The organism is Corynebacterium ciconiae DSM 44920 (genome assembly GCF_030440575.1).
GTDB lineage: Bacteria > Actinomycetota > Actinomycetes > Mycobacteriales > Mycobacteriaceae > Corynebacterium > Corynebacterium ciconiae.
The window spans coordinates 377,489-402,091 of the sequence record NZ_CP047189.1; the positions used below are offsets into that span (position 1 = coordinate 377,489).

Sequence of the window (24,603 nt, forward strand, 5' to 3'; positions counted from 1 at the left end):
TCCCCTGTGTGGGGGAAGTCTTGGGGGTGAAACCATAATGGGGCATGAAAAGTGGCGCGGATGATCCGCGCCACTGCCCACCCTTTGTGTTCGACCCCGTCCTGGGGAGGGGTTGACCAGCGTTTCTGGTCTTAGGCGCCGCGCACCTCGGCGAGGGCGGTGAGCAGAGTATCGATATCCTCGTGCTCCATCGTCGCCTGCACGGTCAGCCTTAGCATGGCCTCGCCACGGGCCACGGTGGGGTAGCGGATGGCGTTGCAGAAAATCTGGCGTTGCTTCAAGGCCTCGCTGATGGTGAGTGCTTCGCGCTCATCGCCGATGACCACCGGAACAATCGGGGAGATCCCAGGGCTCTCGAACCCTTGGATGGCGAGGCCGTGGCGCAGGTAGGCGATGTTGTCGTGCAGGCGCTGCTGGTGTTCCGGTTCCTGTTTCATGATGGCCAGCGAGGTGCGCGCGGCCGCCACGGTGGCCGGCGGGGACGAGGTGGAAAACACGAAGCTGCGGGCGCGGTTGCGCAGCAGGGTGGCGGTGTCTTCATCGCAGAGGGCGAAGCCGCCGGCGCAGCCCATCGCCTTCGAGGCGGTGCCGATGAGGACATCGGGGCGCGAGATGCCGTCGAGGCTGCCCCGGCCCTGTTCGCCGAGAGTGCCCACGCCGTGGGCGTCGTCAACGAGCAGCCACATGCCGCGGCTCAGCGCGATTTCCTCAAGCCGCGCGTGATCGGCCACCGCCCCAGACATGGAGAACACACCATCGGAGACGATGAGCCCGAAGGTGGTGGGGCAGGTGGCAGTGAGCTCGGCCAGCGTGTCGTAGTCGGCGTGCGGGAAGATGGTGGTCTTGCAGCCGGTGGTGTGGCGCGCCATGCGGATGCCGTCGATAAGGCTGGCGTGGTTGAGCGAATCCGAGAAGATCGTCAGTTCCCGGCCCGCGAGCTGGGCCAAGGTGGCGATGGTGGAGAGATTGGCCTGGTAGCCACTGCCGAACCACACGGCGTCCTCATAGCCAAAGTGCTCGGCCAATTCCCGCTCCAAGGCGCCGTGCACCGTGGTGCCGGTGGTTAGGCGCGACCCTCCCGAGCCGGTGCCGTAGCGCTCAATGGCAGTGCTGGCTGCCTCGCGCATGCGGGGGTGGGTGGACAGCCCCAGATAATCCGAGCTGGAGAACTGGAGATAGTACTCGCCGTCGATCGTGCCCCGCGGATGCTGTGAGCCATCGAAGGTATGGATTTGGCGTGCCAAGCCTTCGGCGGCCCACACCTGGTTGGCGGCGCGGGAGTGGTGGGAGAGTGTACTCATAGTTCAACTAATACTGGGATATTCTCCAGATAGTTAATTGTGGCCGAAAGATCTTCTCGCGTTCCCCTATATATAAGGACACGGGTACCACGTGTGCTGCCCTGCTGCTTCATGTTGAGTAGCCGGCGGTACTGTCCGGCGGTGGCGATATAGCCGGTGGTGTAATCGGGGTCATCCGACATGCACAGCTCGGCCACAATACCGGGCGCACTCAGGGCTTTTGATGCCAGGGTGAGGGCTTCGCGGTAGTGTTCTTTGTCCGCTGAGAGCGAGCTGCAACTGGAATCGAAGGTGGATACGCGCACCCCGCGATGCGGATCGGGCTCGAGTCTGGCGGCGGTATCGGCGTCTACGATCATCGCTCCGCGCAGCCCAGAGACCTCTCGCAGTAGCCGCACACAGGGGTAGGGAGATCCCACGCCTATCTCGGCGAGAATGTCGGCGATGACAGCATCGGCCTCATCTGGGTTGGCGGTGGCGATGGTGGTGGTGGCCAGCGCCGGCACGCGAAGGATCTGGTCATCGGCAATGGCCGTTGCCCGCAGGGAGATATCCGCAGCGCGGCCTTTGGGGTGGCGCAGGGCTCGGGTAGTGAGGATCGCAGCCATCTCCGCGAGCTGCTCCTCGGGCAGGATGCGCTCGGCGCCGGAGATGTGCTGGCCCTGAGCGCTGGCGTGCATCTTGATGCTGTAATAACCCACGATTGGTGACTATACCGCCGCGAGTTGAACGCTGTTAAAGGCTTGTCGACGCCCCCTCGCTGCCGCCCCTCCACTGCTCGACGGGAGGGGAAGTGGCGGCGGGGAGGCGTCGATAAGCATGTGCCGGCGAAGAGGGCTAGGTGCCCTTGACGTTAAGCACCTGGCGCAGGGTGTGCCGGACCGCGACGAGATCGGCGGAATCGGCCATCACCACGTCAATGTCCTTATAGGCATCGGGAATCTCATCGATCCACTCCTCGCCGTGCCGGTAGACAATGCCATCCATGCGCTTGTCCAGATCCTCCGCGGTGAAGCGGCGGCGGGCCTCGGTGCGGGAGAAACGCCGGCCAGCGCCGTGGGGTGCAGAGCGCAGTGCCGTTGGGTTGCCCTTACCTTCCACCACGTAGCTGCTGGTGCCCATGGAGCCGGGGATCAGCGCTGGGCTTCCTTCTTCCGCGCGAATCGCGCCCTTGCGGGTGAGCCACACGCTCCGACCGAAGTGCTCCTCCTTCTCGGTGTAGTTGTGGTGACAGTTAATGCGCTGCTCTTCCGCCACCTCCGCGCCGAGGAATTCTCCGAGACAGCGGGCGAAGCGATCCATCATTTCCTCGCGATTGAGATAGGCGAAGCGCTGCGCCCACAACAGATCGTTGATGTAGCGGTCGAACTCGGGCGTGCCATCGACTAGATAGGCCACATCCTTATTCGGTAGCGGGATCCACCAGCGATCCATGAGCGTCTGCGCGGCACGAATATGGGTGCGGGCGATCTGGTTGCCCACCCCGCGCGAGCCGGAGTGCAGGAACATCCACACTCGGTCTTCCTCGTCCAGGCACGGCTCGATGAAGTGGTTGCCGCCACCGAGCGAGCCGAGCTGCTGCCGCTACTTCGGCGAGTGGCTCAGGTCCACGCCGGTGGATTCGGCGAGCTCAGTGAGTTCTCGGCAGCGGGCGTCGGCGGAGTCCTCCAAGTGCCAGTCGTTGTAGTTGCCGGGGGATAGGGGGATGGCGGCCTCGATGGCGTCGCGCAGCTGCTCCAACGTGCGGCCGTCGAGGTCGGCGGCGCTGAACTGGGTGCGCACGCCGATCATTCCGCAGCCGATATCCACCCCTACCGCGGCGGGGATGGCGGCGTCGATCGTGCCGAAGACGCATCCCACGGAGGAGCCGAGCCCGACGTGAGCGTCCGGCATGAGCGCCACGTGCGGATACACGAAGGGCATGGCGGCCAGCTCCTGGGCCTGGCTAAGAACCCCATCCTCGAGCTCCGAGGCGAAGTTCTTCACGATGGGCTCGTGCGGCCGCAATGAACGGATGTCCGGTTCTTTCGCACGCCGTCTGCGTCGAGTGCGTTTCGATGACATAGTGCTCTCCTTTGGTGAGCAAGAGGTGACGTGGTGGTTGCTGATTGCACCGCTGTCTCCTCGAGGTCATGCCTTCGGTGGTGTCATGCTTATCGACGCCACCTCGGCCGCCCACAGGCGTGCCGTGCGCACAAGAAAACCGCGGGGAGGGGACAGCTGGTGGGTGCTGTCGTGCCGTACCCCGCGGCGGAGAATCGATCCTTAGGTGATCGAGGACTGAATCCGCGTCAAGGCGAGGTATGGCGACAGCTGTTGTTGGACACGCTTGGTACCTAGCTGAAAGCTCAACAGGTGCTGCTGGTCAAACATGGGGGCTGCCCCTCCTCTCTGGTGCGAGTAATTAAGAATATGCGTGGCGCGCACGATCACACCGAGCCCTAGGTGGGCAGGTGGTGGCGCCTCTATGAAGATCTAGCAGCTGTGTCCACGATTGCGCAATGGTGAGCTGTGTCATAGGGGGTAGGTGGTGTAGGTAGCGCAGTAGGGGAGGCTGGAGATAAATTGCCAGAACAGACATTCTTAATCGTTCAAGAAATAGTGTATGAGCTGGGCAAATGCATTTGACACTGTGGTGCTTTCTTCCGTTGAATCAGTACTTATGCTAGGAAATGCCCGCCGTATGTCGATGCCCTTCTCGAGGCATTCGACCCCTGCCCTCACCGCTCTTATCGCTTTACTCGGGGTGCTTGTGCTGATCATGAGCGCCTGCTCGTCCACCGGTGGTGCCCCGCGCCCCGCCGACTCGGCAGGCGGCAGCGGCGACGGCCCGGGTTTCGGTGGGGCCGATACTGACCGGGCGGTTGTGGCGATGGTCAGCCACGGCGCGCCCGGAGATACCTTCTGGGATCTAGTACGCAAGGGGGCCGAGGATGCGGCCAAAAAGAGCAATATTGAGCTGCGCTATTCCTCCGATCCCCAAGCGCCCAACCAAGCCAATCTGGTGAAGTCTGCGGTGGATGCCGGGGTGGATGGCATAGCGGTCACGATGCCGAACGCCCAGGCGATTGGCCCCGCGGCGCAGAGTGCTGTGGATGCAGGAATACCTGTGGTGGGACTCAACGCCGGTATGAATGACTACGAACAATACGGCCTGAGCGGCTTCTTCGGCCAAGACGAGTCCGTTGCCGGTGAACTCGCCGGCGAGCGGCTGGCCAAGGATGGCGCCTCCAAGGCGCTGTGCGTGATTCACGAGCAAGGCAACTCCTCCCAGGAGGCCCGCTGTGCCGGACTGAAGAAGGGGCTGGAAAAGGCCGGATCCGGCGGAACTGTGGAGATCCTCTACGTCAACGGCATGGATCTCACCTCGGTCACCTCGACCCTGCAGGCAAAGCTGGCGGAAGATCCGAGTATCGACTGGGTGATGGGGTTGGTCGCGCCCGTGGCCCTAGCGGCGGTGAAATCCAAGCAGCAGGCAGGTTCCGAGGCGAAGATCTCCACTTTCGATACCAACGCGGAGCTGGTGGCCGCCATCGACAATGGCGAGATCGAGTGGGCAGTGGACCAGCAGCCCTATCTCCAGGGCTATCTAGCGGTGGATTCGCTGTGGCTGAATATGCGCAATGGCACCACCGTTGGCGGCGGCCGCCCGGTCTACACCGGGCCGTCCTTCGTCGACTCCAGCAATGTGGATGCGATCTCCGATGCGGCACGGGCGGGTCTGCGATGAGCGAGACCACATCCAGCGCCGCATCCTCCTCGGCAGCCAAGGCCACAACGGCAGGGCCAGCTGCCTCCGCATCGGCCCCCGCAGCCACCGATGAGCGCATGCTGCAGCGGTCCTTCTTTCAGAAACTCATTCGCCGCCCCGAGCTGGCCAGTTTGCTGGGCGCGGTGGTGATCTTCACGCTCTTTATGATCGTGGCCCCGCCCTTCCGCTCCTTCGAATCGCTCGCGACGGTGCTCTACGCCTCGTCCACCATGGGGATCATGGCGCTGGCCGTGGGTCTGCTCATGATCGGCGATGAGTTCGACCTCTCCTCCGGTGTGGCCGTGACCACCGCGGCGCTCGCCGCGACCATGCTGAACTACAACCTGCACCTCAACTCGTGGGTTGGGGCGGGCATTGCGCTGGTGATCGCGCTGGCTATCGGCGCGCTCAACGGGTATCTCACCACCACCACGGGCATTCCTTCCTTCCTCATCACCCTCAGCGCCTTTCTCATGCTGCAGGGATTGAATTTGGCCATCACCAAGTTGGTGACCGGCGCGGTGGCCACCCCCACCATTGCAGACATGGAGGGCTTTTATTCCGCCAATATGGTCTTCGCCTCGAATGTGAATGTGTTCGGTGTGCAGGTTCGAGTAACGGTGTTCTGGTGGATTGGTTTCGTAGCACTCGCCTCGATCCTGTTGTTTAAGACCAAGTTCGGCAACTGGATATTCGCCGTGGGCGGTAATCAGGATGCTGCCCATGCCGTGGGTGTGCCGGTGCGGCGCACCAAGATCATCCTGTTTATGTTTGTCGGCTTCGCCGCCTGGTTTGTGGGCATGCACAACCTCTTCGCCTTCGATTCTATCCAAGCCGGTCAGGGTGTGGGCAATGAATTCCTCTACATCATTGCCGCCGTGATCGGCGGATGCGCCATGAATGGCGGCAAGGGCACAGCCGTAGGAACCGCCATTGGTGCACTGATCTTCGGCATGACCAACCAAGGCATTGTGTACGCCGGCTGGAATCCGGACTGGTTCAAATTCTTCCTCGGTGCCATGCTCCTCTTCGCTGTGATGACTAACCTCGGCGTGGCAAAATACACGGAAAAGAAGTAGCCCATGAATGCGATAATCGAGCTGCAGAATGTCGGCAAAAAATACGGGGCGTTCGACGCGCTCCGCGATATTAACCTCTCGGTCACACCGGGCGAGGTTACGTGTGTGCTCGGCGATAATGGCGCCGGCAAATCCACTCTCATCAAGATTCTCTCCGGCCTGCATGGCCACACCAGCGGCACCATGCTTGTCGACGCCACCCCCACCCATTTCACCTCCCCGGCAGATGCCCTAGCCGCGGGTATTGCCACCGTTTACCAAGACTTGGCGGTGGTGGGGCAGATGAGTGTGTGGCGCAACTTCTTTCTCGGTCAAGAGATCACGAACCGCTGGGGAATGATCAACGAGAAGAAGATGAAGAGTATCGCCGCCGAGGAGCTGGGGCGCATGGGCATCGTGATTCCAGACATCGATGCTCCGGTGGCTTCGCTCTCAGGCGGGCAGCGCCAAGTGGTGGCCATTGCGCGCGCGATCTACTTTGGCGCCCGAGTGGTGATCCTGGACGAGCCCACCGCGGCTTTGGGTGTGAAACAGTCCGGCATGGTGTTGAGGTTTATCGCCAAGGCCCGCGAACAGGGCACCGCCGTCATCTTCATCACCCACAATCCCAAGCATGCGCTGCTGGTGGGCGATCGCTTCGTAGTGCTCACCTTGGGCCGGCAAACACTCCAGGCGGACCGCGAGGACGTGGATGTAGACACCCTCACCCTAGAGATGTCGGGTGGCGCGGAGTTGGATGCGCTACAACACGAGCTGCAACGCTAGGCCGTGCCGCAGCCTCTGCGGGCGGTGACGTGCTGAAACATCTTGACCCGCAGGCTCGGAGTGTGTAGTATCTGCTTCTTGGACTCGCGAGATCCCGCGAGATCCTTTTATTTTGTACGTTCCTACTTTGTTGTAGGCCTTATATTCGCCCCATAACGTCCAGCGTTCGTGAGCGCAAGGCAGCGAGCTTTCCCACTATTGAGTGCGTGGAAGCGTTTGAGTCGCCGGCTCCCTAGTGACAGCTGACAACGGTTCTTGGGTGAATTAGGAACCGCAACGAGAAAGGTATCAAGGTCTAAGTCTTATGACCATGACTGATCCCATTGCAGACATGCTGTCTCGCATTCGTAACGCTAACCACGCGTACCACGAGACCGTGTCTATGCCGTCTTCCAAGCTGAAGGCGAACATCGCGGGCATCCTCAAGCAAGAGGGTTACATCAATGACTTCCAGGTCGAGGACGCCAAGGTTGGCAAGACCCTCACCCTGGATCTCAAGTACTCCGCTGCCCGTGAGCGTTCCATTTCCGGCGTCCGCCGCGTCTCCAAGCCGGGTCTGCGCGTGTACGCAAAGTCCACCAACCTGCCGCAGGTTCTCGGTGGCCTCGGTGTGGCTATCATCTCCACATCCCAGGGGCTGCTCACTGACCGCCAGGCTCACGAGAAGGGCGTAGGCGGAGAAGTCCTCGCCTACGTCTGGTAAGAGGGAGGGAATCTAAATATGTCTCGTATTGGTAAAGCTCCCATCGCCATCCCCAGCGGCGTTGATGTCAAGATCGACGGCCAGCACGTCGAGGTCAAGGGCTCCAAGGGCACTCTGTCCCAGGACATCCCGGCCCCGATCACCGTGGCTGTGGAGGACAACCAGATTGTTGTCTCCCGTCCCGATGATCACCGCAAGAGCCGTTCGCTGCACGGTCTGTCCCGCTCGCTCGTGAACAACATGGTTGTTGGCGTGACCGAGGGCTACACCATCAAGATGGAAATCTTCGGTGTTGGTTACCGTGTGCAGGCCAAGGGTCAGAACCTCGAGTTCTCCCTCGGCTACAGCCATCCCGTGCTGGTCGAGGCCCCCGAGGGCATCACCTTCGCGGTCGATGGCAACACCAAGCTTTCGATCTCCGGTATCAACAAGCAGCAGGTCGGCCAGGTCGCCGCTAACATCCGTCGTCTGCGCAAGGATGACCCCTACAAGGGTAAGGGCATCCGTTACGAGGGTGAGCAGGTCCGCCGCAAGCTCGGAAAGACAGGTAAGTAATGAGCAACACTGCAGAGAACAAGCGCGTTCCTGTCGGCAAGGACATCTCTACCCGTCGTCGTCAGGCTCGTGCCCGTCGTCACTTCCGTCTGCGCAAGAAGCTGCGCGGTACCCCCGAGGCACCGCGTCTCGTCGTCCACCGTTCCTCCCGCCACATGCACGTCCAGGTCATCGACGACCTGGCTGGCCACACCTTGGCCGCCGCATCCTCGATGGATCAGTCCATCCGCGAGATGGAGGGCGACAAGAAGACCAAGGCTACCGCTGTGGGCAAGCTCGTCGCCGAGCGCGCCAAGGCTGCCGGCATCGAGAAGGTTGTCTTTGACCGTGGTGGCTACCAGTTCCACGGCCGCGTTGCGGCTTTGGCCGATGGCGCTCGTGAAGGTGGTCTGAACTTCTAATGATCACCGCAGATAAGTTCAACAACGGAAGGATCGCGTAATGCCAGGACGTGAACGGCGCGACGGCGGACGCACCGCCGACGAGAACCAGAAGAACAACCGCAACGACCGCCGCGGTGGTCGTCGCAATGACCGCAACCAGCAGGACGAGCGCTCGCAGTACCTCGAGCGCGTTGTCACCATCAACCGCGTGTCCAAGGTCCAGAAGGGTGGTCGTCGCTTCAGCTTCACCGCTCTCGTGATCGTGGGCGACGGCCAGGGCATGGTGGGCGTTGGCTACGGCAAGGCCAAGGAAGTTCCCCAGGCTATCCAGAAGGGTGCCGAGGAAGCTCGCAAGAACTTCTTCCGCGTCCCGATGATCGCCGGCACCATCACCCACCCGGTCCAGGGTGAGGCCGCAGGTGGCGTGGTTATGCTTCGCCCCGCAGCCCCCGGTACCGGTGTGATCGCTGGTGGCGCTGCCCGCCCGGTGCTTGAGTGCGCTGGTGTGCAGGACGTCCTGTCCAAGTCCCTTGGCTCGGACAACGCCATCAACGTGGTCCACGCCACCGTGGATGCCCTCAAGCAGCTCGTGCGCCCCGAAGAGGTCGCTGCCCGTCGCGGCAAGAGCCTTGAAGAGGTCACCCCGGCCCGTATGCTGCGCGCACGCGCAGGTCAGGAGGCTTAAATCATGGCCCTCAAGATCACCATGATCCGAAGCACCGTCGGTGCTAAGAAGAACCAGCGCGACACGCTGCGCAGCCTCGGCCTGAAGCGCCCGAACAATGTTGTCGTTCGCCCGGACACCCCGATCGTCCGCGGCTACATCAACACCGTTCGCCACATGGTCGAGGTCGAAGAAGTAGCAGGGGAGTAGATAACTCATGAGCGAACCTATTAAGCTCCACGATCTGCGCCCGGCGAAGGGCGCGAATAAGGCCAAGACCCGCGTGGGTCGCGGTAATGCCTCCAAGGGCACCACCGCCGGCCGCGGTACCAAGGGCACCAAGGCCCGCAAGCAGGTGCCAGCAGGTTTCGAGGGTGGCCAGATGCCCATCCACATGCGCCTGCCGAAGCTCAAGGGCTTCAAGGCCCGCAACAAGGTCATCTTCCAGGTGGTCAACGTTGCCGACATCGAGAAGGCCTTCCCCGAAGGTGGCGACGTGACCGTGGCCGACCTCGTGGCAGCCGGCTTGGTGCGCAAGAAGCAGCCTGTGAAGGTGCTCGGCAACGGCGAGATCTCTGTGAAGGTCAACGTGACCGCACAGAAGTTCTCCGGCTCCGCCAAGGAGAAGATCGAGGCCGCCGGCGGCTCCGTCACCGAGGCCAAGTAACACCCAAGGCACGAGGGTAGGCCTTAGGCCTCCCTTCGCCTCGGCGTGAATCAGACGCCAGTTTTAGTATTTGCTGAGGCTGGCGTCTTTTTTGTGCCCAAAGTATGTGCCTGGCCCGCTGGGTGGCGTCTATAAGCTGCGTTAGCCCTGCTCAGCGCCTGCTATCCCTCAAGGTTAGGGTGTGATGAGTGCTCAGACTCGGAGCTTGGGAGCATTGCTGGTAAGGTAGCACCGTTATTAACTCTTGGTGTCAGTGGCGCGGGTCTGTGCCGCGCGCTGATGCATCCAGTTAGGTATTTGTCACTACGTCCCTTATGTCCGAGACTGCCGCGGTTTATCCGCCGCTGCTTACGGTAGGGGTGTACAGGAGGATTATTAGTGTCCGCCATTTTCTCGGCCTTCAAGGACGCTGATCTGCGGAAGAAGATTTTATTCACGCTCGCGATGATCGTGCTGTACCGCATTGGTGCGCAGATCCCCTCGCCCGGCGTGGATTACCGCGAGATCAGCGCACGGCTGCATGAGATCGCCTCGGAAAACTCGGGCGTGTACTCGCTGATTAACCTGTTTTCCGGCGGCGCGCTGCTGCAGCTGTCGGTCTTCGCTATCGGCATCATGCCCTACATCACGGCATCGATTATCGTGCAGCTGCTTACCGTGGTGATTCCGCGCTTTGAGGAGCTGAAAAAGGAAGGCCAGTCCGGCCAATCCACAATGATGCAGTACACCCGCTACCTCACGGTGGCGTTGGCGTTACTGCAATCCGCCGGCATTGTCGCCCTCGCTGACCGAGAGCAACTGCTCGGCCAAGGCCAGCGGGTGCTGGTGGAAGATGCCAACATCTTCACCCTCATCATGCTGGTGGTGGTGATGACCTCCGGTGCGGTGCTGGTGATGTGGCTCGGCGAGCTCATTACCGAGCGAGGTATCGGTAACGGCATGTCGCTGCTGATCTTCGCCGGCATCGCCACCCGACTGCCCACCGACGGTATGAATATCCTGCAGTCCTCCGGTGGGGTCGTCTTCGGTGTCGTGCTTGCCGCCGTGATCTTGCTCGTGATCGGCGTGGTCTTCATTGAGCAGGGCCAGCGCCGCATCCCCGTGCAGTACGCCAAGCGCATGGTGGGCCGCCGCCAATACGGCGGCACCTCCACCTACCTGCCGCTGAAGGTGAACCAGGGCGGCGTGATCCCGGTGATCTTCGCCTCCTCCCTCATATACATGCCGGTGCTGATCACCCAGATTGTGAACTCGAATAGCCCGACGGTGCCGGATAACTGGTGGATGCGGAACGTGATCGCGCACCTGCAGACTCCCTCCTCGTGGCAGTACATCGTGCTCTACTTCGTGCTCATCGTGTTCTTCTCCTACTTCTACGTCTCGGTGCAGTACGACCCCTACGAGCAGGCCGAGAACATGAAGAAGTACGGCGGCTTCATCCCCGGTATCCGTCCGGGCCGCCCCACCGCTCAGTATCTGGGGTATGTGATGAACCGTCTGCTCTTTGTGGGCGCCGCCTACCTCGGTATCATCGCCGTGCTCCCGAACATCATGTTGGATCTCGGGGTTGGTAACATTGACGCAGGTGCAACTCCCTTTGGCGGTACCGCACTTCTGATTCTTGTCTCGGTGGCACTAACTACCGTCAAGCAGATTGAGAGTCAGCTCCTGCAAAGCAACTACGAAGGATTCTTGAAGTAATGCGACTCGTTCTCCTAGGCCCTCCCGGTGCAGGCAAGGGCACCCAAGCTGCGATTCTCTCCGAGAAGCTGGGTGTTCCGCACATCTCCACCGGTGATCTGTTCCGAGCAAATATTGGCGAGGGAACCCCGCTGGGCGTGGAGGCGAAAAGTTACATCGACGCCGGCAAACTGGTCCCCACCGAGGTGACCGCCCGTATGGTGGAATCACGCCTAGCAGAAGAGGACGCCGCCAAGGGCTTTTTGCTCGATGGCTTTCCCCGCACCACCGAGCAGGCAGATCTGCTCGCCGAGATGCTCGCACAGCAGGGCGTGGAGCTTGACGGTGTGCTCAACTTCCAGGTGTCCGAGGACGTGGTGGTTGAGCGCATGTTGGCCCGTGGTCGTGCAGACGACAACGAGGACACCATCCGCACTCGCATGGAGGTCTACCGCGAGCAGACCGCCCCAGTGATTGACTACTACGGGGACAAGATCTTCACCGTTGAGGCCGAAGGCAGCATCGAAGAGATCAACGAGCGCGCCATGAGTGCGCTGGGCAAGTAGCCCCACAATTCAGAAACCATCACGCCGACCCCCTTTGTGTGCAGAGGGAGGTCGGCGTCCTCATGCACGACGCGCAGCGCTAGCGCGCATGAGCTGAATCCCGAGCACGAAGGAGACACACCCCATGGGGCGAAAGAAAAATACCCGCCGCATTGCGGCGAAAACCGCGGAGCAGCTCGAACTCATGGCAGCCGCGGGCGCGGTGGTGGGCCACGCCCTCAGCGAGGTGCGTGCCGCAGCCACGGAGGGAATGAGCACCCTTGAGCTCGACACGCTCGCCGAGACCGTGATTCGTGATCACGGTGCCACGCCTACCTTCCTTGGCTTTGAGGGGTTTCCCGCCTCGATCTGTGCCTCCGTCAACGACGCCATTGTCCACGGCATCCCCAACGCCGAGACTATCCTCGCCCCAGGGGATCTGGTGTCCATCGATTGCGGCGCCACCCTCAATGGCTGGGTGGGGGATTCCGCCCTCACCTTCGGCATCGGCGAGCTTGATCATGCCACCCAGGCGCTCAACGAGGCGACGGCATGGGTGCTGCAACAAGGTATTCAGGCGATGGTGCCGGGTAATCGACTCACCGATATCTCCCACGCCCTTGAGATGGCCACCCGCGCCGCCGAGGACAAGTTCGATGTGGATCTCTACATTGTGGACGGCTACGGCGGTCACGGTATCGGGCGCACCATGCACGAGGATCCCTTCCTCGCGAATGAAGGCCGCGGCAATAGGGGACCGCTCATTCAGGAGGGCTCCGTGCTGGCTATTGAACCGATGCTCGCCGGTGGCACGGAGTTTTCGGAGGTGCTGGAGGATAACTGGACGGTGGTGACAGAAGACGGCTCGGCTGCCTCGCACTGGGAGCACACCGTGGCCGCCACCGCCTCAGGGCCGCGGATCCTCACCCCGCGTCCCGACGGAGAATTCTCCTAGGGCGTGTCCCATTGGCATGAGTCCACGTGAAGGGGATAAGATTCCTTCACGATCGCCTATTCTGAGGACACTCGCATAGTCTGGGCTATAACTGACACATCACGGCACCTCTTCTCGGTGTCGGTGAAGAAAAGGATAAGGACGTACACAACCATGGGCTCTCGTCATTCCTCGCGACGCGGATTTGTCACTCGGCTTCTACGCGGAGCCACCGCTATGTGCGCCACCGTTGCTGTAGCTCTTCCGCTCGCCCCCGCAGCGCATGCGCAGCTTCCCTTTGGCCTAGACAATGTGATGCCGAACGTCGGCTCCTCTGAGTATCAGCTACCGGATCTGGGCGACTTGAACATTCCCACCCAGTCTGATTTCCGCGATCAGGGCGAGGCCCAGGCATGGCGCACCCGTGAGGATCTCCACCGCAGCGCTGATCGCCTCCTGCCGCCGCCGGCGGCGCAGCAAGCTAAGGATGCGGTGGATCGCACCCTCGAAGCCGTCTACCCAGGTATCGTGGGCCGCCACGCCGCGCCCGCTCCCGCCCCGCAGCCGGCTCCAGCGCCCGCGCCAGCTCCATCGCCGCGTCCCGCTCCCAACCCGTGCCCGGCAGAGGCCCGTGCCTGCGTAGATGCTAATAAGCAGGTGGCGTGGTTGCAGGATGGTCGCGGCCACCGCGTGAGCGATGTGATCCATATTTCCACCGGTGCTAACAACTTCGACACCCCGGCGGGGCGTCACCATGTGACCCGCAAGGTGAAAAACGAAGTCTCGCGCGAGTACTTCAATGCCCCGATGCCGAATGCCGTGTACTTCGCTGACCATGGTATCGCCTTCCACGGCGGTAACCCGGAGAGGCTCTCCCACGGTTGCGTGCACGTGCCCATGCGCGAATCTGAGCAGTACTTTAACCACCTCAACATCGGTGACCTCGTCTACGTCTGGGGCGATGTGAATTACGGGGTGCCCAACGGACCCGTGCGGCGATAAGTACATCCCTGGCGATTCTCGCAGCTAGCGCGCCTATCCCAGCTTCGGGGTGGGCGCGTTTCGCGCATGGGAGGCGGCAGTCAACAGCCTCGCGGTGTGGCGTAGGTCGCTACACTGGTTGGGCATGCAGGACTATACGATCCGCCCAGCCCGTGATACCGACATCCCCGAGATCCTTGATCTCATCCATTGCCTCGCTGAACACGAGGGCGCGCCCAAAGGAGTGCGTGCCACTGAGGAGCTGCTCGAGGCGCACCTTTTCACCCCGCTGCCCGTGGCACGGGTGACGGTGCTGCAGGAGAAGGGATCTGAGCGGCTCGCAGGTTTTGCCTTGTGGTTCTACAAGTTCTCCACATGGGAGTCCACGCCGGTCATTCACATGGAGGATCTCTACGTGCGCGCCGAGCATCGCGGCAAAGGCTATGGCCAGGCGCTGCTGAGCTCGCTGGCCGCCGAGTGTGTGGACCGCGGCTATGCCCGCATGGAATGGAACGTGTCCAAGGACAATGACAATGGTCGCGCTTTCTATACCAAGATGGGCGCCGGCCCTCTCACCGATCAGGAGATCTTCCGACTCGAAGGCGATGCGCTCCTGCGTGCCGGTGGGAGGGAGTAGGTAGAACCTGCGGCGCGTGACGACGCCACCATTTTGCTATTTCCAGCAGAAACGGTAAGATGGCGCTTTGGTGTGACGCTGTGGGTGTCACGCCAACGTAGCAGACGACCATCTAACCGGCCACAGCTGTGGCTGGGGAAATGTGTGAGGATATGGCAAAAGAAGGCGCAATTGAGGTTGAGGGTCGCATTGTCGAGCCTCTTCCGAACGCAATGTTTCGTGTAGAGCTGGACAACGGCCACAAGGTGCTCGCGCACATCAGTGGCAAGATGCGCCAGCACTACATCCGTATCCTGCCCGAGGATCGCGTGGTAGTGGAGCTGTCTCCCTACGACCTCTCCCGCGGCCGCATCGTCTACCGCTACAAGTAGAAACTACAGCCTCCTAACTCTACCGAGTGCCCCGAGGCGACTAGGAACCCGACGGATACTTCTCGTTGGGTTCTTGCTCATGTATGCGCCAGCGCGGCGCCTACGGCATTGGGGACTCAACCAACCTTCGGCAATCGGTGGCTGAAGCCCTACGTATCTTGGCCCACAGTCCGGCACCGTATCCGGGCGAAGCGTCAATTGGTGGGGACGAGTTGGGAGAAAACCACCGTAACAACCGGAAAGGTAATGCCTCATGGCACGTCTAGCTGGAGTTGACCTCCCGCGCAATAAGCGCATGGAGGTTGCTCTCACCTACATTTACGGCATTGGCCCGGCTCGCGCCGCCAAGCTGCTGGAAGAGACCGGAATCTCTCCCGACCTGCGTACTGACGCACTGACCGACGAGCAGATCTCCGCGCTGCGTGACGTCATCGAGAACTCGTGGAAGGTTGAGGGTGACCTCCGCCGCCAGGTTCAGGCTGACATCCGTCGCAAGATCGAGATCGGCTGCTACCAGGGTCTGCGCCACCGTCGTGGCCTGCCCGTGCGCGGTCAGCGCACCAAAACCAACGCTCGTACCCGTAAGGGCCCGAAGAAGACGATCGCAGGAAAGAAGAAGTAATGCCTCCGAAGACTCGCTCCGGCGCTCGCCGTTCTGGCCGTCGCGTCGTAAAGAAGAATGTGGCACAGGGTGCCGCATACATTAAGTCCACCTTCAACAACACCATCGTGTCTATCACCGACCCGAATGGTGCCGTCATCTCCTGGGCCTCCTCCGGCCACGTCGGGTTCAAGGGCTCCCGTAAGTCCACCCCGTTCGCTGCGCAGATGGCTGCCGAGAACGCTGCCCGCAAGGCAATGGATCACGGCATGAAGAAGGTTGACGTCTACGTCAAGGGCCCGGGTTCGGGCCGCGAAACCGCTATCCGCTCCCTCCAGGCCGCCGGCCTCGAGGTTCTCTCGATCTCGGATGTGACTCCGCAGCCGCACAACGGTTGCCGTCCGCCGAAGCGTCGTCGCGTTTAAGAATTCGGGAAAGGAAGGTTAGAAAAACATGGCTCGTTATACCGGCCCAGCAACCCGTAAGTCCCGCCGTCTCCGCGTCGACCTCGTCGGTGGAGATATGTCCTTTGAGCGTCGCCCGTACCCCCCGGGACAGGCAGGCCGCGCTCGCATCAAGGAGTCCGAGTACCTCCTGCAGCTGCAGGAGAAGCAGAAGGCTCGTTTCACCTACGGCGTGATGGAGAAGCAGTTCCGCCGCTACTACGCTGAGGCGAACCGTCGCCCCGGCAAGACTGGCGACAACCTGCTCATCCTGCTCGAGTCCCGTCTCGACAACGTCGTCTACCGTGCAGGCCTCGCCCGCACCCGTCGTCAGGCTCGTCAGCTTGTCTCCCACGGTCACTTCACCGTGAACGGCAAGAAGATCAACGTGCCGTCTTTCCAGGTTTCTCAGTACGACATCATCGATGTCCGTGAGAAGTCCCGCAAGATGGTGTGGTTCGACGAGGCCCAGGACAACCTGGTGGACGCCGTCGTTCCGGCATGGCTGCAGGTCGTGCCCTCCACCCTGCGCATCCTCGTGCACCAGTTGCCCGAGCGCGCCCAGATCGACATCCCGCTGCAAGAGCAGCTCATCGTCGAGCTTTACTCGAAGTAATAGCAGCCACTCGCTGGCCCACACAGGCCGGCGGGGCGCCATTACCGAAGAGGAATCTTCATGTGCCGGTGCCAGGGCGATGCCGCCGAGGTGGCGTCGTCCATGGCCGCACAACAACGTCATATGTTCCTTATCTCAGGCGTCATATAGCGGGCGCCACACAAGGAGTTTTAACCCATGCTCATTTCGCAACGCCCTGCCCTCACCGAGGAGTTCGTTGATCAGGCTCGTTCGCGCTTCGTGATCGAGCCGCTGGAGCCCGGCTTCGGCTACACCCTCGGTAACTCGCTGCGTCGCACCCTGCTGTCGTCCATCCCGGGCGCGGCCGTGACCAGCATCAAGATCGACGGTGTGCTGCACGAGTTCACCACCATCTCGGGTGTGAAGGAAGATGTCTCCGACATCATCCTCAACATCAAGGGCCTCGTGCTGTCCTCCGACTCTGATGAGCCGGTTGTGATGTATCTGTCCAAGGAAGGCGAGGGCGACGTCACCGCAGCTGATATTCAGCCGCCGGCCGGCGTGGAGATCCACAACCCGGATCTGCACATCGCCTCGCTGAATGAGCAGGGTCGTTTGGACATCGAAATGGTGGTCGAGCGTGGCCGCGGCTACGTTCCCGCCACCATGTACAACGGCAGCAAGGAAATCGGCCGCATCCCCGTGGACCAGATTTACTCGCCGGTGCTCAAGGTGAGCTACAAGGTTGAGGCAACGCGTGTTGCGCAGCGCACCGACTTTGACAAGCTCATCATCGATGTGGAGACCAAAAACTCCATCACTGCCCGCGACGCTCTTGCCTCCGCCGGCAAGACCCTGGTGGAGCTGTTCGGTCTCGCCCGCGAGCTGAACACCGCCGCTGAGGGCATCGAGATCGGCCCCTCCCCGCAGGAGACCGAGAACATCGCCGCCTACAGCATGGCCATTGAGGATCTGAACTTCTCGGTTCGTTCCTACAACTGCCTCAAGCGCCAGGACATTCACACCGTCGGTGAGCTCGCAGAGTGCACCGAGTCGGATCTGCTGGATATCCGCAACTTCGGCCAGAAGTCCATCAACGAGGTCAAGGTGAAGCTCGCAGGGCTGGGCCTAACCCTGAAGGATGCGCCGGAGGATTTCGATCCCACCCAGATCGAGGGCTACGACGCTGAGACCGGCGATTTCGTGGACACTGACGCCTCCGACGCTGAAGATTCCGAGTAAGACATATCCGGGCGAAACCGCCGCCGGCCAGCTCACTAGCCGGTGCGCGCGGCGGGAATAAGCTCACAACATTCCTATACGAGGAGAACCATTATGCCTACCCCGAAGAAGGGTGCCCGTCTGGGCGGCTCGGCTTCTCACCAGAAGAAGATTCTGGCGAACCTGGCAGCCCAGCTGTTCATGAACGAGCAGATCGTTACCACCCACGCCAAGGCGAAGATGCTGCGCCCCTACGCGGAGAAGCTCATCACCAAGGCCAAGAAGGGCACCGTCGCTGATCGACGCAACGTGGCCAAGCACATCCAGGACAAGGATGTGATCTTCCACCTCTTCCACGAGCTGGCTCCCCAGTTCGAGGGTCGTGAGGGCGGCTACACCCGCATCATCAAGCTGGAGAACCGTCGCGGCGACAACGCCCCGATGTCCCAGGTGTCTCTGGTGCTGGAGCCCACCGTCTCCACCGAGGCCGAGCGCGCCACCCGCGCCGCCGCCTCCAAGAAGGCTGAAGAAGCCAAGGCCGACGAGGCTGAGGTAGAGGTCGAGGAGACCGAGGCTGCTGAGGCAGCTGAGGACAAGGCCTAAGCCAGACCATAAGGGCCAACACGTGTTGGTTCCTTAAGTTCACGCACACCGCAGGGTTGTATGCCCTGCGGTGTTTGTGTGTATAAGGGCTGTGTGGGGTTCGGGTTTCAGTGGGCATTGTCTAGCGCAGCGTCCGCACATGCGGTGTGGTGGGGTAGAGGCGCAGCCCGGCGCGGCTGGTGCCGGTGATCGGTTAGGGTAGAGGCGTGAATGAAACCAGTGGCGCCTCGGAGTCCCCGTCGCCCGCCTCGATCAGCGAGGCGGAGGTAGACGCATCCGCCGCCGCCCGCACCAGCTCTGCCGCGGCCGCAGATCCGGCGGAATCGGTAGATACGCCTGACTCCCAGCGTCCTCGGCCGCGCTATGAAGATCGCGCCTCGAATGCCGCAATCCAGTGGTCGCGGATTCGCACCATCGGTTGGATGATCTTTCTCGGCCCGCTGCTGATGCTCATGGCCCGGATGTATGCGGCGCGGGTGTATATGGGCACCTTCAGTATTGACGCCAACCGCATCGACGATCTCGGCGCCCGCACCTGTGGCAGCCTGCCGATGGAGATCCCCGCGGTGGAAATATGCTCCCCCGGTTTCTTCGTGTTCAATGGCTCCTTGCTGGCCACCGGGGTGCTGATGCTCACCGCCTCCCTCATGTGCGAGCAGCTGCGTATGGGAATCACCAGGCTGCATCCGCTTCTCGATGCCCGCGTGACCCGGCTCATCGGTGTATGGGGTGTGGCTGTGGGCCTGTCTGGGCTAGCGCCGCTGGACATTATGCCGTGGGTGCACGAGGTGATGCTGGGGCTGGTGTATCTCTCCGCGTGGTCCACCTTGGTGGTCACATTCATCGTGATCGTCGGCGCTCGGGCGGCCCACGGAGTGAAGGCCGCAGGGTGGGCGTTTATCGTCACCACCGCGCTGATGCTGTTTTTCTCCATCGTCTCCGCCATGATGTTTTTGGTGGCGATCACCGGCGCCAGCGGCGGGATTTTCCAGCGTATTTCCCTCGATACGCTCGCATTGTGGCTACAGTTTTATGGTCTCACGGTGGTACTTACCGGCTCCAAGCGATTCACCAAGTACTTTATGAAGGACTAGTTTCTCGTTTGAGCCCATCCCTACCTCAAGGAGGAGTCCTTAGCGTGCCTGACATGGACACCGCGCAGCCACAGCGGGTGCGCCTACGCCTCGATGTGGCCTATGACGGCACGGATTTTCACGGCTGGGCCAAGCAGTTCAACCGCGCCACCCCGGATGCGTCGCGGCCCCGCACGGTGCAAGAGGAGCTGGAGGATCGGCTGTCGACGATCGCTCGCGAACCCGTGGAGCTGGTGGTAGCCGGTCGCACCGATGCTGGTGTGCACGCCCTCGCCCAGGTGGCGCACGTGGACGTGCCGGCAGAGCTCCTGCAGTCCCGCTCGCTCGCTGGCGATCCTTCACGGCTGGTGACTCGGCTGAACAAGATGCTCGACGGCGACATCCAAGTTCGCGATGTGCAGCTAGCCCCGCCGGGATTCGACGCACGCTTTTCTGCTTTACGACGCCACTACGTCTACCGCCTCACCTGCGCCCGCGCCGGAGCCCACCCCTTACGCCGCCGCGATACCGCCGAGGTCCGCCGCGAACTGGACATCGAGGTGATGCAACAGGTCGCCGACAGGGTGGTGGGCCTGCACGACTTCGCTGGGTTCTGCAAGGCCAAGCCCCACGCCACCACCATCCGCACGCTGCAGTATTTCCAGTGGGAGGATATCTCCACCGCGTCGGAGCCGCAGTTGTATCAGGCGTCTATCAGCGCCGATGCTTTTTGCTGGAATATGGTCCGCGCGCTGGTGGGTGCCTGCATCGAGGTGGCCCGCGGCGCCGAGCCGGTGGAGTTTGTGGATGATCTGCTCGCCCGCACGAGTCGCTCGCCGCGACTGCGGCTGGCTCCGGCTAAAGGGTTGGCGCTCGCGGGAGTGGATTATCCTGCGAGCGTCGAGGAGCTCAGCGCGCGCACGCTCGTGACGAAGCAGCGCCGCGACGATCCTCAGCGTTGAGCGCGGATGCACGGTCCTAAGCATGCGGGGCATTAAGATGGGAGTCCGTGTACTTATCCCCACGCGAGAAGTAAGGCAGGGTCGACGCGTTGTTCCTCTCGGTGCTCACCGCCACCAGTCTGGTGTTTTTGCTGCCCGGCTTTGTTTTCGCGCTTCTCAGCGGGCTGCGGCCGTCGAGCTCAGCAGCCATGTCTTTGCCGTTGAGCTTCGGTATCTATGGGCTTCTGGCTTGGCTGGCTGGGGCGATCGCCAAGGATTATGACGGCGGTTTCATCCGTGGCGGCATCATCAGCCTGTGGGTGCTTGCCGCCCTCTGGGGTGTGGCTCGGCTCGTGGTTGCCCAGCGTCGTTTCGCGCGGGACCGCGGTGGCGAGGGCTGGGGCGAGGCGTCGTCCCGCATCACGGCAACGGTGAAGCGGCGCCTGCGGGATAGTCGGACCTATACGTGGCTGATCGCGGCGGCTGGTGTGCTCCTTGGCGTGAGTATGTTCCTGCGCCGCGGGCTGGATATTCTTGCTGACACTCCAGAAGGGATCGGCTCCATCCACCAGGGCTGGGACGTGGAGTGGCACGCCAATGTGGTGCGCTATATCGCCGAGAATCACATGGCCTCCCCGACACGGATGGGCGAGGTGCTCTCTCCCGAGCCGGAAGTCACACAGTTTTATCCCTCCGGCTGGCACGCTGGTGTGTTTGCGCTTGTCGACGCCACCGACTACTCCGTGATCGAGGCGCTCAATATCTCCTCCATCATGCTCCCCGCCATGGGCTTCGTCATGGCCTCTGCCTACGTGGCATGGCGCATCCTCGGATCCCGCGGCATGGCGGCCGGGCTGGCGGCGGGCTTCGCTGCGATTATTGTCTACGCCATCCCGGCTGTGTTCTGGATCGGGCACTTTGTGGGCGCTTGGCCCTATATCGCGGGCGTGGGCATGGCCATGATCGCCGGCTGCGCCATGATGAAAGTGCCAGACAATCCTGGTCGCGCCCTCGCCGCCGGCATGGCTTTTCTCGGCGCCACCCAGGTGCACTCCGCAGTAGCCACCATCGTGGTTACTCTCGTGGCCTGCTACTGGCTGTTTCACCAGCTGTTCTCTCCTTCAACCGCCCCAGAAAACTGGCGCGAGCGCATCCTCGTGCGCGCCAAGGATGTTGGCCTGCTCGCCGCCACCGGGGCTGGGGCGATGCTGGTGCTGCTGCCACAGATCGTGGCTGGTCTCGGCGCCACGGAGGAAGTTGAGGCCTTTGGCGAGGACTATGACTTGAGCCGCTCCGATGCCTGGTATCACGCGGCAACGCTTCAGACCCGCCACACGGACATGTTCGAGATCCACATGGGGTTGATCTGGCTGGCGCTCGCCGGCGGTATCGTGGCCATCGTGTGGCGGCGGGCCGTGTGGGCGGCGGCAGCCTATGGGCTGTTCTTGGCAGTGACCACCCAGGCCTTCGAGCCCTTCGGCACCTGGGTTGAGGGGCCCCTGCAGTCCATTTCTGCACTGCATTACAACGCCCCGCATAGGCTCGTGATCCCGGTAGGCATCTTCGTGGCCGCCGGTGCTGGGGTGGCCGTGGCGGCCGCGGTGCGTCTGGTGTCTCTCGCGCCGGTGTCGTGGTGGCTGCGTCGCCGCCAACTCCGCCGGGCGCGCGCCGCGGCAGGCGAGCATGTACACGGCCACGACTACCAGGATCCCGCCCCCACCAGGCAGGTGCGCACCTGGGCGGCGGCATCCGCGGCTGTGTCGCTGCTCTTCGCTGGGATTGTGGCCATCATCACCACCGACGAAGCCGAGGCCGCTGTGCGCGGCGGCGACTCGTGGGCCGTGGGCTCCACGTACACCGTGGAGCGGATGGTGACCCCCTATGATCGCCACGCCTTCGACTGGCTGGCTCAACAACCCGGCGCATACGAGGGAACGATCATCGGCGAGCCCGCCGATGGTCATGGCTGGATGTATGCCTACAACGGTCTGCCCTCGGTGTTTAAGCACTACCAATGGCCCGAGCCGCCCATTGGTTCCCCCACCCACATCGCCCACGACTACCCGAATCTCGTTGGCGCCGGTACCGCCTATGATCCGGACGAGGAGAACTTCGCCGATGAGATGGTGAAGAAACTCAACGTGAAGTACTTCATCTCCTCGCCGCCGATCTTCTGGCCTTTCCAGCACCCACACCTGCGTCTCGACCACGGCAGTTGGGAGGCCCCTGGGCTCACCCCGGTGTATAAGGATCACGACACCGTGATCTGGGCGGTGAACGAGAACTTCACCGACGAGGAGCTGCTCGAGATCCGCGCCAACTCCCGCTTCTCTCCGGAGAAATTGCCGCCGCTGCCCACGCGTGTCAACGACGAGGGCGAAGAAGTGCCTTATTTCCACCGGCCCACCACCCCCAACAAGAACCACGATCGCGACCCCAAGAAGCTCTCGGCCACGATGCAAGGCTGGCGCTTCAAGGGTGATCATCTTGACGAGCCGCCGCGCGGACCGGCACCCCAGCCGCTTAACGAGAGCGACTCAGACACGGATAATTCCTAGCGCACTCCGAGAATAGATGGAGGTTATCAGCATGGGAGTAGGACAGATCCTCCTCATCATTGTTATCTTCCTCGTTACTCTGGTGACACCCACCGTGGTGCTCGTGGCGAAGCTCGGTGGTGGATTCTCTCGCCCGTCGGAGCAGTCCAGCTTCGATGAGCAGGCAGCAGAGGAAGATACTGAACGCTTCCGCCCAAGGCAGGGCGAGTGAGCGCTGCTCGGGTGAGCGCCGGGCCACCGTGCTGGCGGCCCCAGCGCCGAGATGCCGACAGTGCGGCTTTAGCTCTTGTTTCGCGGGTGGGTGTCGATGAGCTGGGCGAAGCGATCGATATAGCCCTGAAGAAACGCCACCGTCGAGTCCGCGTTGATCTTGCCGTGGGCGTCAAACAGTGTTGGTGACTGGCCAAGGAACACCTCCGGCTGCCCGAGCATGGGCATGTCGAAGTAGGACAACGCCAGCTTGAGGTTCTTATGGGCGGAATAGCCGCCCATCCGGCCCACGGAGTGGCTGATGATCGCGGCTGGCAGGCCCTTCCACGCCACGTGGTTCGTGGGTTTGGATCCCACGTCGATGGCGTTTTTCAACGCCGCGGGAATGGTGCGGTTATTTTCCGCCGTAATAAAGAGCACGCCATCGGCGTTCGTAATCCTTTCGCGGAAGTCGGTGTATTGCTCGGGGGTCTTCTTGTCGGTGACGGCGGGATCGTCATAGTCGAAGTCGTACAAAGGCAGGTTGCGGATCTCCACGATGGAGGCGGTGATGCGCTCGGGGAACATGGGGATCACAGTGTGCGCAAGCTTGCGGGCATAGGACCCGCGCCGCAAGCTTCCGATAAGCACGGCAACGTTCGTAGTAGGCATGGGCGCTCCTTACAGCACGGCCAGATGATGAGCTGCGGCGAGGGCGTACCGCATGGGAACTTAACTCCGGCGAATTGGCCGGGTTGGGGCACCACTCTCACTGGGCTGGTGCCGCTGGGGCGATGCGCCCGCTGTGGCCGCAGGCTCCTAGCCCCAAGGTGTGGCACTGAGCCTGCAGCCATGCTTTGTAAATTTGCAGGTCAGTACTGTTTCTTGGGGGTGGCGGATGCCGTGGAGTGGTTATCCACGGCAATTATGGCCGCCTGTGCTAGCCTGTGTCAAACACTAATCTTCGACGAGACGAACTCTATTGTTCTGAATAGTCACAAAGCATGCGGGCGGGTGATGGTGCACCTGTGTAGCTGCAGGTCATGGTGTCGCTGCCACTGGACGTCGTGCCTGTGCGCTCGGGTGGAGGGATCTCGGAGTAGGAGGAAAGGAGACACAAATGGATGCGCAACCAGTATCCGATGGTCACTGGATTGAAGCCGTGGGCATGTTTCGGGAACTCATCGAGGGGAACGCAGCGTCGGCTGCCCAGATTATGGCGAGCTCCCATGCGCCCGGAGAAGTGATGGAGTACTTCCTAAGGATGGTGAGCCTCTATCTGCGCAGCGCTGATAAGGGCGAGGTGACTCGATTTGTGGATGCGGCGTGGAAAATGGGGCCGCCGCCTCGAATCCCTGATGTGCTCCGCCGATACTTCTGA

General features: G+C 62.0%; 28 protein-coding genes and 1 pseudogene. 25 read left to right on the forward strand and 4 right to left on the reverse strand.

What is annotated here, in order from left to right; all coding sequences use genetic code 11:
• Positions 1–131: 131 nt before the first annotated feature.
• The 3 genes and pseudogenes from CCICO_RS01595 to CCICO_RS01605 all read right to left on the reverse strand — a co-directional run bounded on the left by CCICO_RS01595 (position 132) and on the right by CCICO_RS01605 (position 3,365).
• Complete coding sequence (locus CCICO_RS01595) at positions 132–1,301, reverse strand: aminotransferase class I/II-fold pyridoxal phosphate-dependent enzyme (RefSeq protein WP_018018705.1); 1,170 nt, start codon at positions 1,299–1,301, stop codon at positions 132–134.
• Positions 1,298–2,002, reverse strand: a complete 705-nt coding sequence (locus CCICO_RS01600; RefSeq protein ID WP_018018706.1) for a 6-carboxyhexanoate--CoA ligase — start codon at positions 2,000–2,002, stop codon at positions 1,298–1,300. The genes CCICO_RS01595 and CCICO_RS01600 overlap by 4 nt, the downstream gene beginning before the upstream one ends.
• Before the next feature lie 136 nt (positions 2,003–2,138).
• Positions 2,139–3,365, reverse strand: a pseudogene (locus CCICO_RS01605) (RtcB family protein).
• A gap of 619 nt (positions 3,366–3,984) precedes the next feature.
• On the opposite strand from CCICO_RS01605, the gene CCICO_RS01610 reads away from it, so the two are divergent.
• The 24 genes from CCICO_RS01610 to CCICO_RS01725 all read left to right on the forward strand — a co-directional run bounded on the left by CCICO_RS01610 (position 3,985) and on the right by CCICO_RS01725 (position 23,244).
• Entirely contained in the window at positions 3,985–5,031 is a 1,047-nt protein-coding gene (locus CCICO_RS01610; protein ID WP_018018708.1) for a substrate-binding domain-containing protein, read from the forward strand.
• 98 nt (positions 5,032–5,129) lie between these two features.
• Entirely contained in the window at positions 5,130–6,131 is a 1,002-nt protein-coding gene (locus CCICO_RS01615; RefSeq protein WP_026161277.1) for an ABC transporter permease, read from the forward strand.
• Positions 6,132–6,134: 3 nt separating this feature from the next.
• Entirely contained in the window at positions 6,135–6,896 is a 762-nt protein-coding gene (locus CCICO_RS01620; protein WP_018018710.1) for an ATP-binding cassette domain-containing protein, read from the forward strand.
• A 304-nt stretch (positions 6,897–7,200) separates the two neighbouring features.
• Complete coding sequence (rpsH, locus tag CCICO_RS01625) at positions 7,201–7,599, forward strand: 30S ribosomal protein S8 (protein WP_018018711.1); 399 nt, start codon at positions 7,201–7,203, stop codon at positions 7,597–7,599.
• 18 nt (positions 7,600–7,617) lie between these two features.
• Positions 7,618–8,154: a 50S ribosomal protein L6 gene (rplF, locus tag CCICO_RS01630; protein ID WP_018018712.1), complete on the forward strand. Its 537-nt coding sequence runs from the start codon at positions 7,618–7,620 to the stop codon at positions 8,152–8,154.
• Entirely contained in the window at positions 8,154–8,555 is a 402-nt protein-coding gene (gene rplR / locus CCICO_RS01635; RefSeq protein WP_018018713.1) for a 50S ribosomal protein L18, read from the forward strand. Before rplF ends, rplR begins: the two co-directional genes overlap by 1 nt.
• Positions 8,556–8,595: 40 nt before the next feature.
• Positions 8,596–9,222 (forward strand): 30S ribosomal protein S5, encoded by a 627-nt coding sequence (gene rpsE / locus CCICO_RS01640; RefSeq protein WP_018018714.1) that lies wholly within the window; start codon positions 8,596–8,598, stop codon positions 9,220–9,222.
• Between the two features lie 3 nt (positions 9,223–9,225).
• Positions 9,226–9,411, forward strand: a complete 186-nt coding sequence (rpmD, locus tag CCICO_RS01645; protein ID WP_018018715.1) for a 50S ribosomal protein L30 — start codon at positions 9,226–9,228, stop codon at positions 9,409–9,411.
• Positions 9,412–9,418: 7 nt separating this feature from the next.
• Complete coding sequence (rplO, locus tag CCICO_RS01650; RefSeq protein ID WP_018018716.1) at positions 9,419–9,868, forward strand: 50S ribosomal protein L15; 450 nt, start codon at positions 9,419–9,421, stop codon at positions 9,866–9,868.
• A gap of 378 nt (positions 9,869–10,246) precedes the next feature.
• A complete protein-coding gene (gene secY, locus CCICO_RS01655) occupies positions 10,247–11,569 on the forward strand; it encodes a preprotein translocase subunit SecY (RefSeq protein ID WP_018018717.1) in 1,323 nt (440 codons plus the stop codon).
• Positions 11,569–12,114 (forward strand): adenylate kinase, encoded by a 546-nt coding sequence (locus CCICO_RS01660; protein ID WP_018018718.1) that lies wholly within the window; start codon positions 11,569–11,571, stop codon positions 12,112–12,114. Before secY ends, CCICO_RS01660 begins: the two co-directional genes overlap by 1 nt.
• 124 nt (positions 12,115–12,238) lie before the next feature.
• Positions 12,239–13,048, forward strand: a complete 810-nt coding sequence (gene map / locus CCICO_RS01665; RefSeq protein WP_018018719.1) for a type I methionyl aminopeptidase — start codon at positions 12,239–12,241, stop codon at positions 13,046–13,048.
• Between the two features lie 153 nt (positions 13,049–13,201).
• Complete coding sequence (locus CCICO_RS01670) at positions 13,202–14,029, forward strand: L,D-transpeptidase (RefSeq protein WP_083878228.1); 828 nt, start codon at positions 13,202–13,204, stop codon at positions 14,027–14,029.
• A 124-nt stretch (positions 14,030–14,153) separates the two neighbouring features.
• Positions 14,154–14,645 (forward strand): GNAT family N-acetyltransferase, encoded by a 492-nt coding sequence (locus CCICO_RS01675; RefSeq protein WP_018018722.1) that lies wholly within the window; start codon positions 14,154–14,156, stop codon positions 14,643–14,645.
• A 152-nt stretch (positions 14,646–14,797) separates the two neighbouring features.
• Positions 14,798–15,016 carry a translation initiation factor IF-1 gene (infA, locus tag CCICO_RS01680; RefSeq protein WP_018018723.1) on the forward strand — a complete coding sequence of 73 codons (219 nt, stop codon included), beginning with the start codon at positions 14,798–14,800 and terminating at the stop codon, positions 15,014–15,016.
• A gap of 253 nt (positions 15,017–15,269) precedes the next feature.
• Complete coding sequence (rpsM, locus tag CCICO_RS01685; protein ID WP_018018724.1) at positions 15,270–15,638, forward strand: 30S ribosomal protein S13; 369 nt, start codon at positions 15,270–15,272, stop codon at positions 15,636–15,638.
• A complete protein-coding gene (gene rpsK / locus CCICO_RS01690; protein WP_018018725.1) occupies positions 15,638–16,042 on the forward strand; it encodes a 30S ribosomal protein S11 in 405 nt (134 codons plus the stop codon). Before rpsM ends, rpsK begins: the two co-directional genes overlap by 1 nt.
• Positions 16,043–16,070: 28 nt before the next feature.
• Entirely contained in the window at positions 16,071–16,676 is a 606-nt protein-coding gene (rpsD, locus tag CCICO_RS01695; RefSeq protein WP_018018726.1) for a 30S ribosomal protein S4, read from the forward strand.
• Positions 16,677–16,853: 177 nt separating this feature from the next.
• Positions 16,854–17,879 (forward strand): DNA-directed RNA polymerase subunit alpha, encoded by a 1,026-nt coding sequence (locus tag CCICO_RS01700; protein ID WP_018018727.1) that lies wholly within the window; start codon positions 16,854–16,856, stop codon positions 17,877–17,879.
• Between the two features lie 93 nt (positions 17,880–17,972).
• The gene (rplQ, locus tag CCICO_RS01705) at positions 17,973–18,461 is read left to right on the forward strand and encodes a 50S ribosomal protein L17 (protein ID WP_018018728.1); all 489 of its coding nucleotides are present in this window, start codon (positions 17,973–17,975) and stop codon (positions 18,459–18,461) included.
• Positions 18,462–18,667: 206 nt separating this feature from the next.
• On the forward strand, positions 18,668–19,555 hold the full coding sequence (locus CCICO_RS01710) for a DUF998 domain-containing protein (RefSeq protein WP_018018729.1): 888 nt from the start codon (positions 18,668–18,670) through the stop codon (positions 19,553–19,555).
• A gap of 53 nt (positions 19,556–19,608) precedes the next feature.
• On the forward strand, positions 19,609–20,496 hold the full coding sequence (gene truA / locus CCICO_RS01715) for a tRNA pseudouridine(38-40) synthase TruA (protein ID WP_018018730.1): 888 nt from the start codon (positions 19,609–19,611) through the stop codon (positions 20,494–20,496).
• A gap of 89 nt (positions 20,497–20,585) precedes the next feature.
• The gene (locus tag CCICO_RS01720) at positions 20,586–23,033 is read left to right on the forward strand and encodes a DUF6541 family protein (RefSeq protein ID WP_018018731.1); all 2,448 of its coding nucleotides are present in this window, start codon (positions 20,586–20,588) and stop codon (positions 23,031–23,033) included.
• 31 nt (positions 23,034–23,064) lie between these two features.
• Entirely contained in the window at positions 23,065–23,244 is a 180-nt protein-coding gene (locus CCICO_RS01725) for a hypothetical protein (RefSeq protein WP_156809791.1), read from the forward strand.
• A 68-nt stretch (positions 23,245–23,312) separates the two neighbouring features.
• Here the strand turns inward: CCICO_RS01725 and CCICO_RS01730 are convergent, their stop codons facing one another.
• Positions 23,313–23,894 (reverse strand): NADPH-dependent FMN reductase, encoded by a 582-nt coding sequence (locus CCICO_RS01730; protein ID WP_018018733.1) that lies wholly within the window; start codon positions 23,892–23,894, stop codon positions 23,313–23,315.
• Between the two features lie 448 nt (positions 23,895–24,342).
• Between CCICO_RS01730 and CCICO_RS01735 the strand changes: the two genes are divergently transcribed.
• Positions 24,343–24,603 carry a hypothetical protein gene (locus CCICO_RS01735; protein ID WP_018018734.1) on the forward strand — a complete coding sequence of 87 codons (261 nt, stop codon included), beginning with the start codon at positions 24,343–24,345 and terminating at the stop codon, positions 24,601–24,603.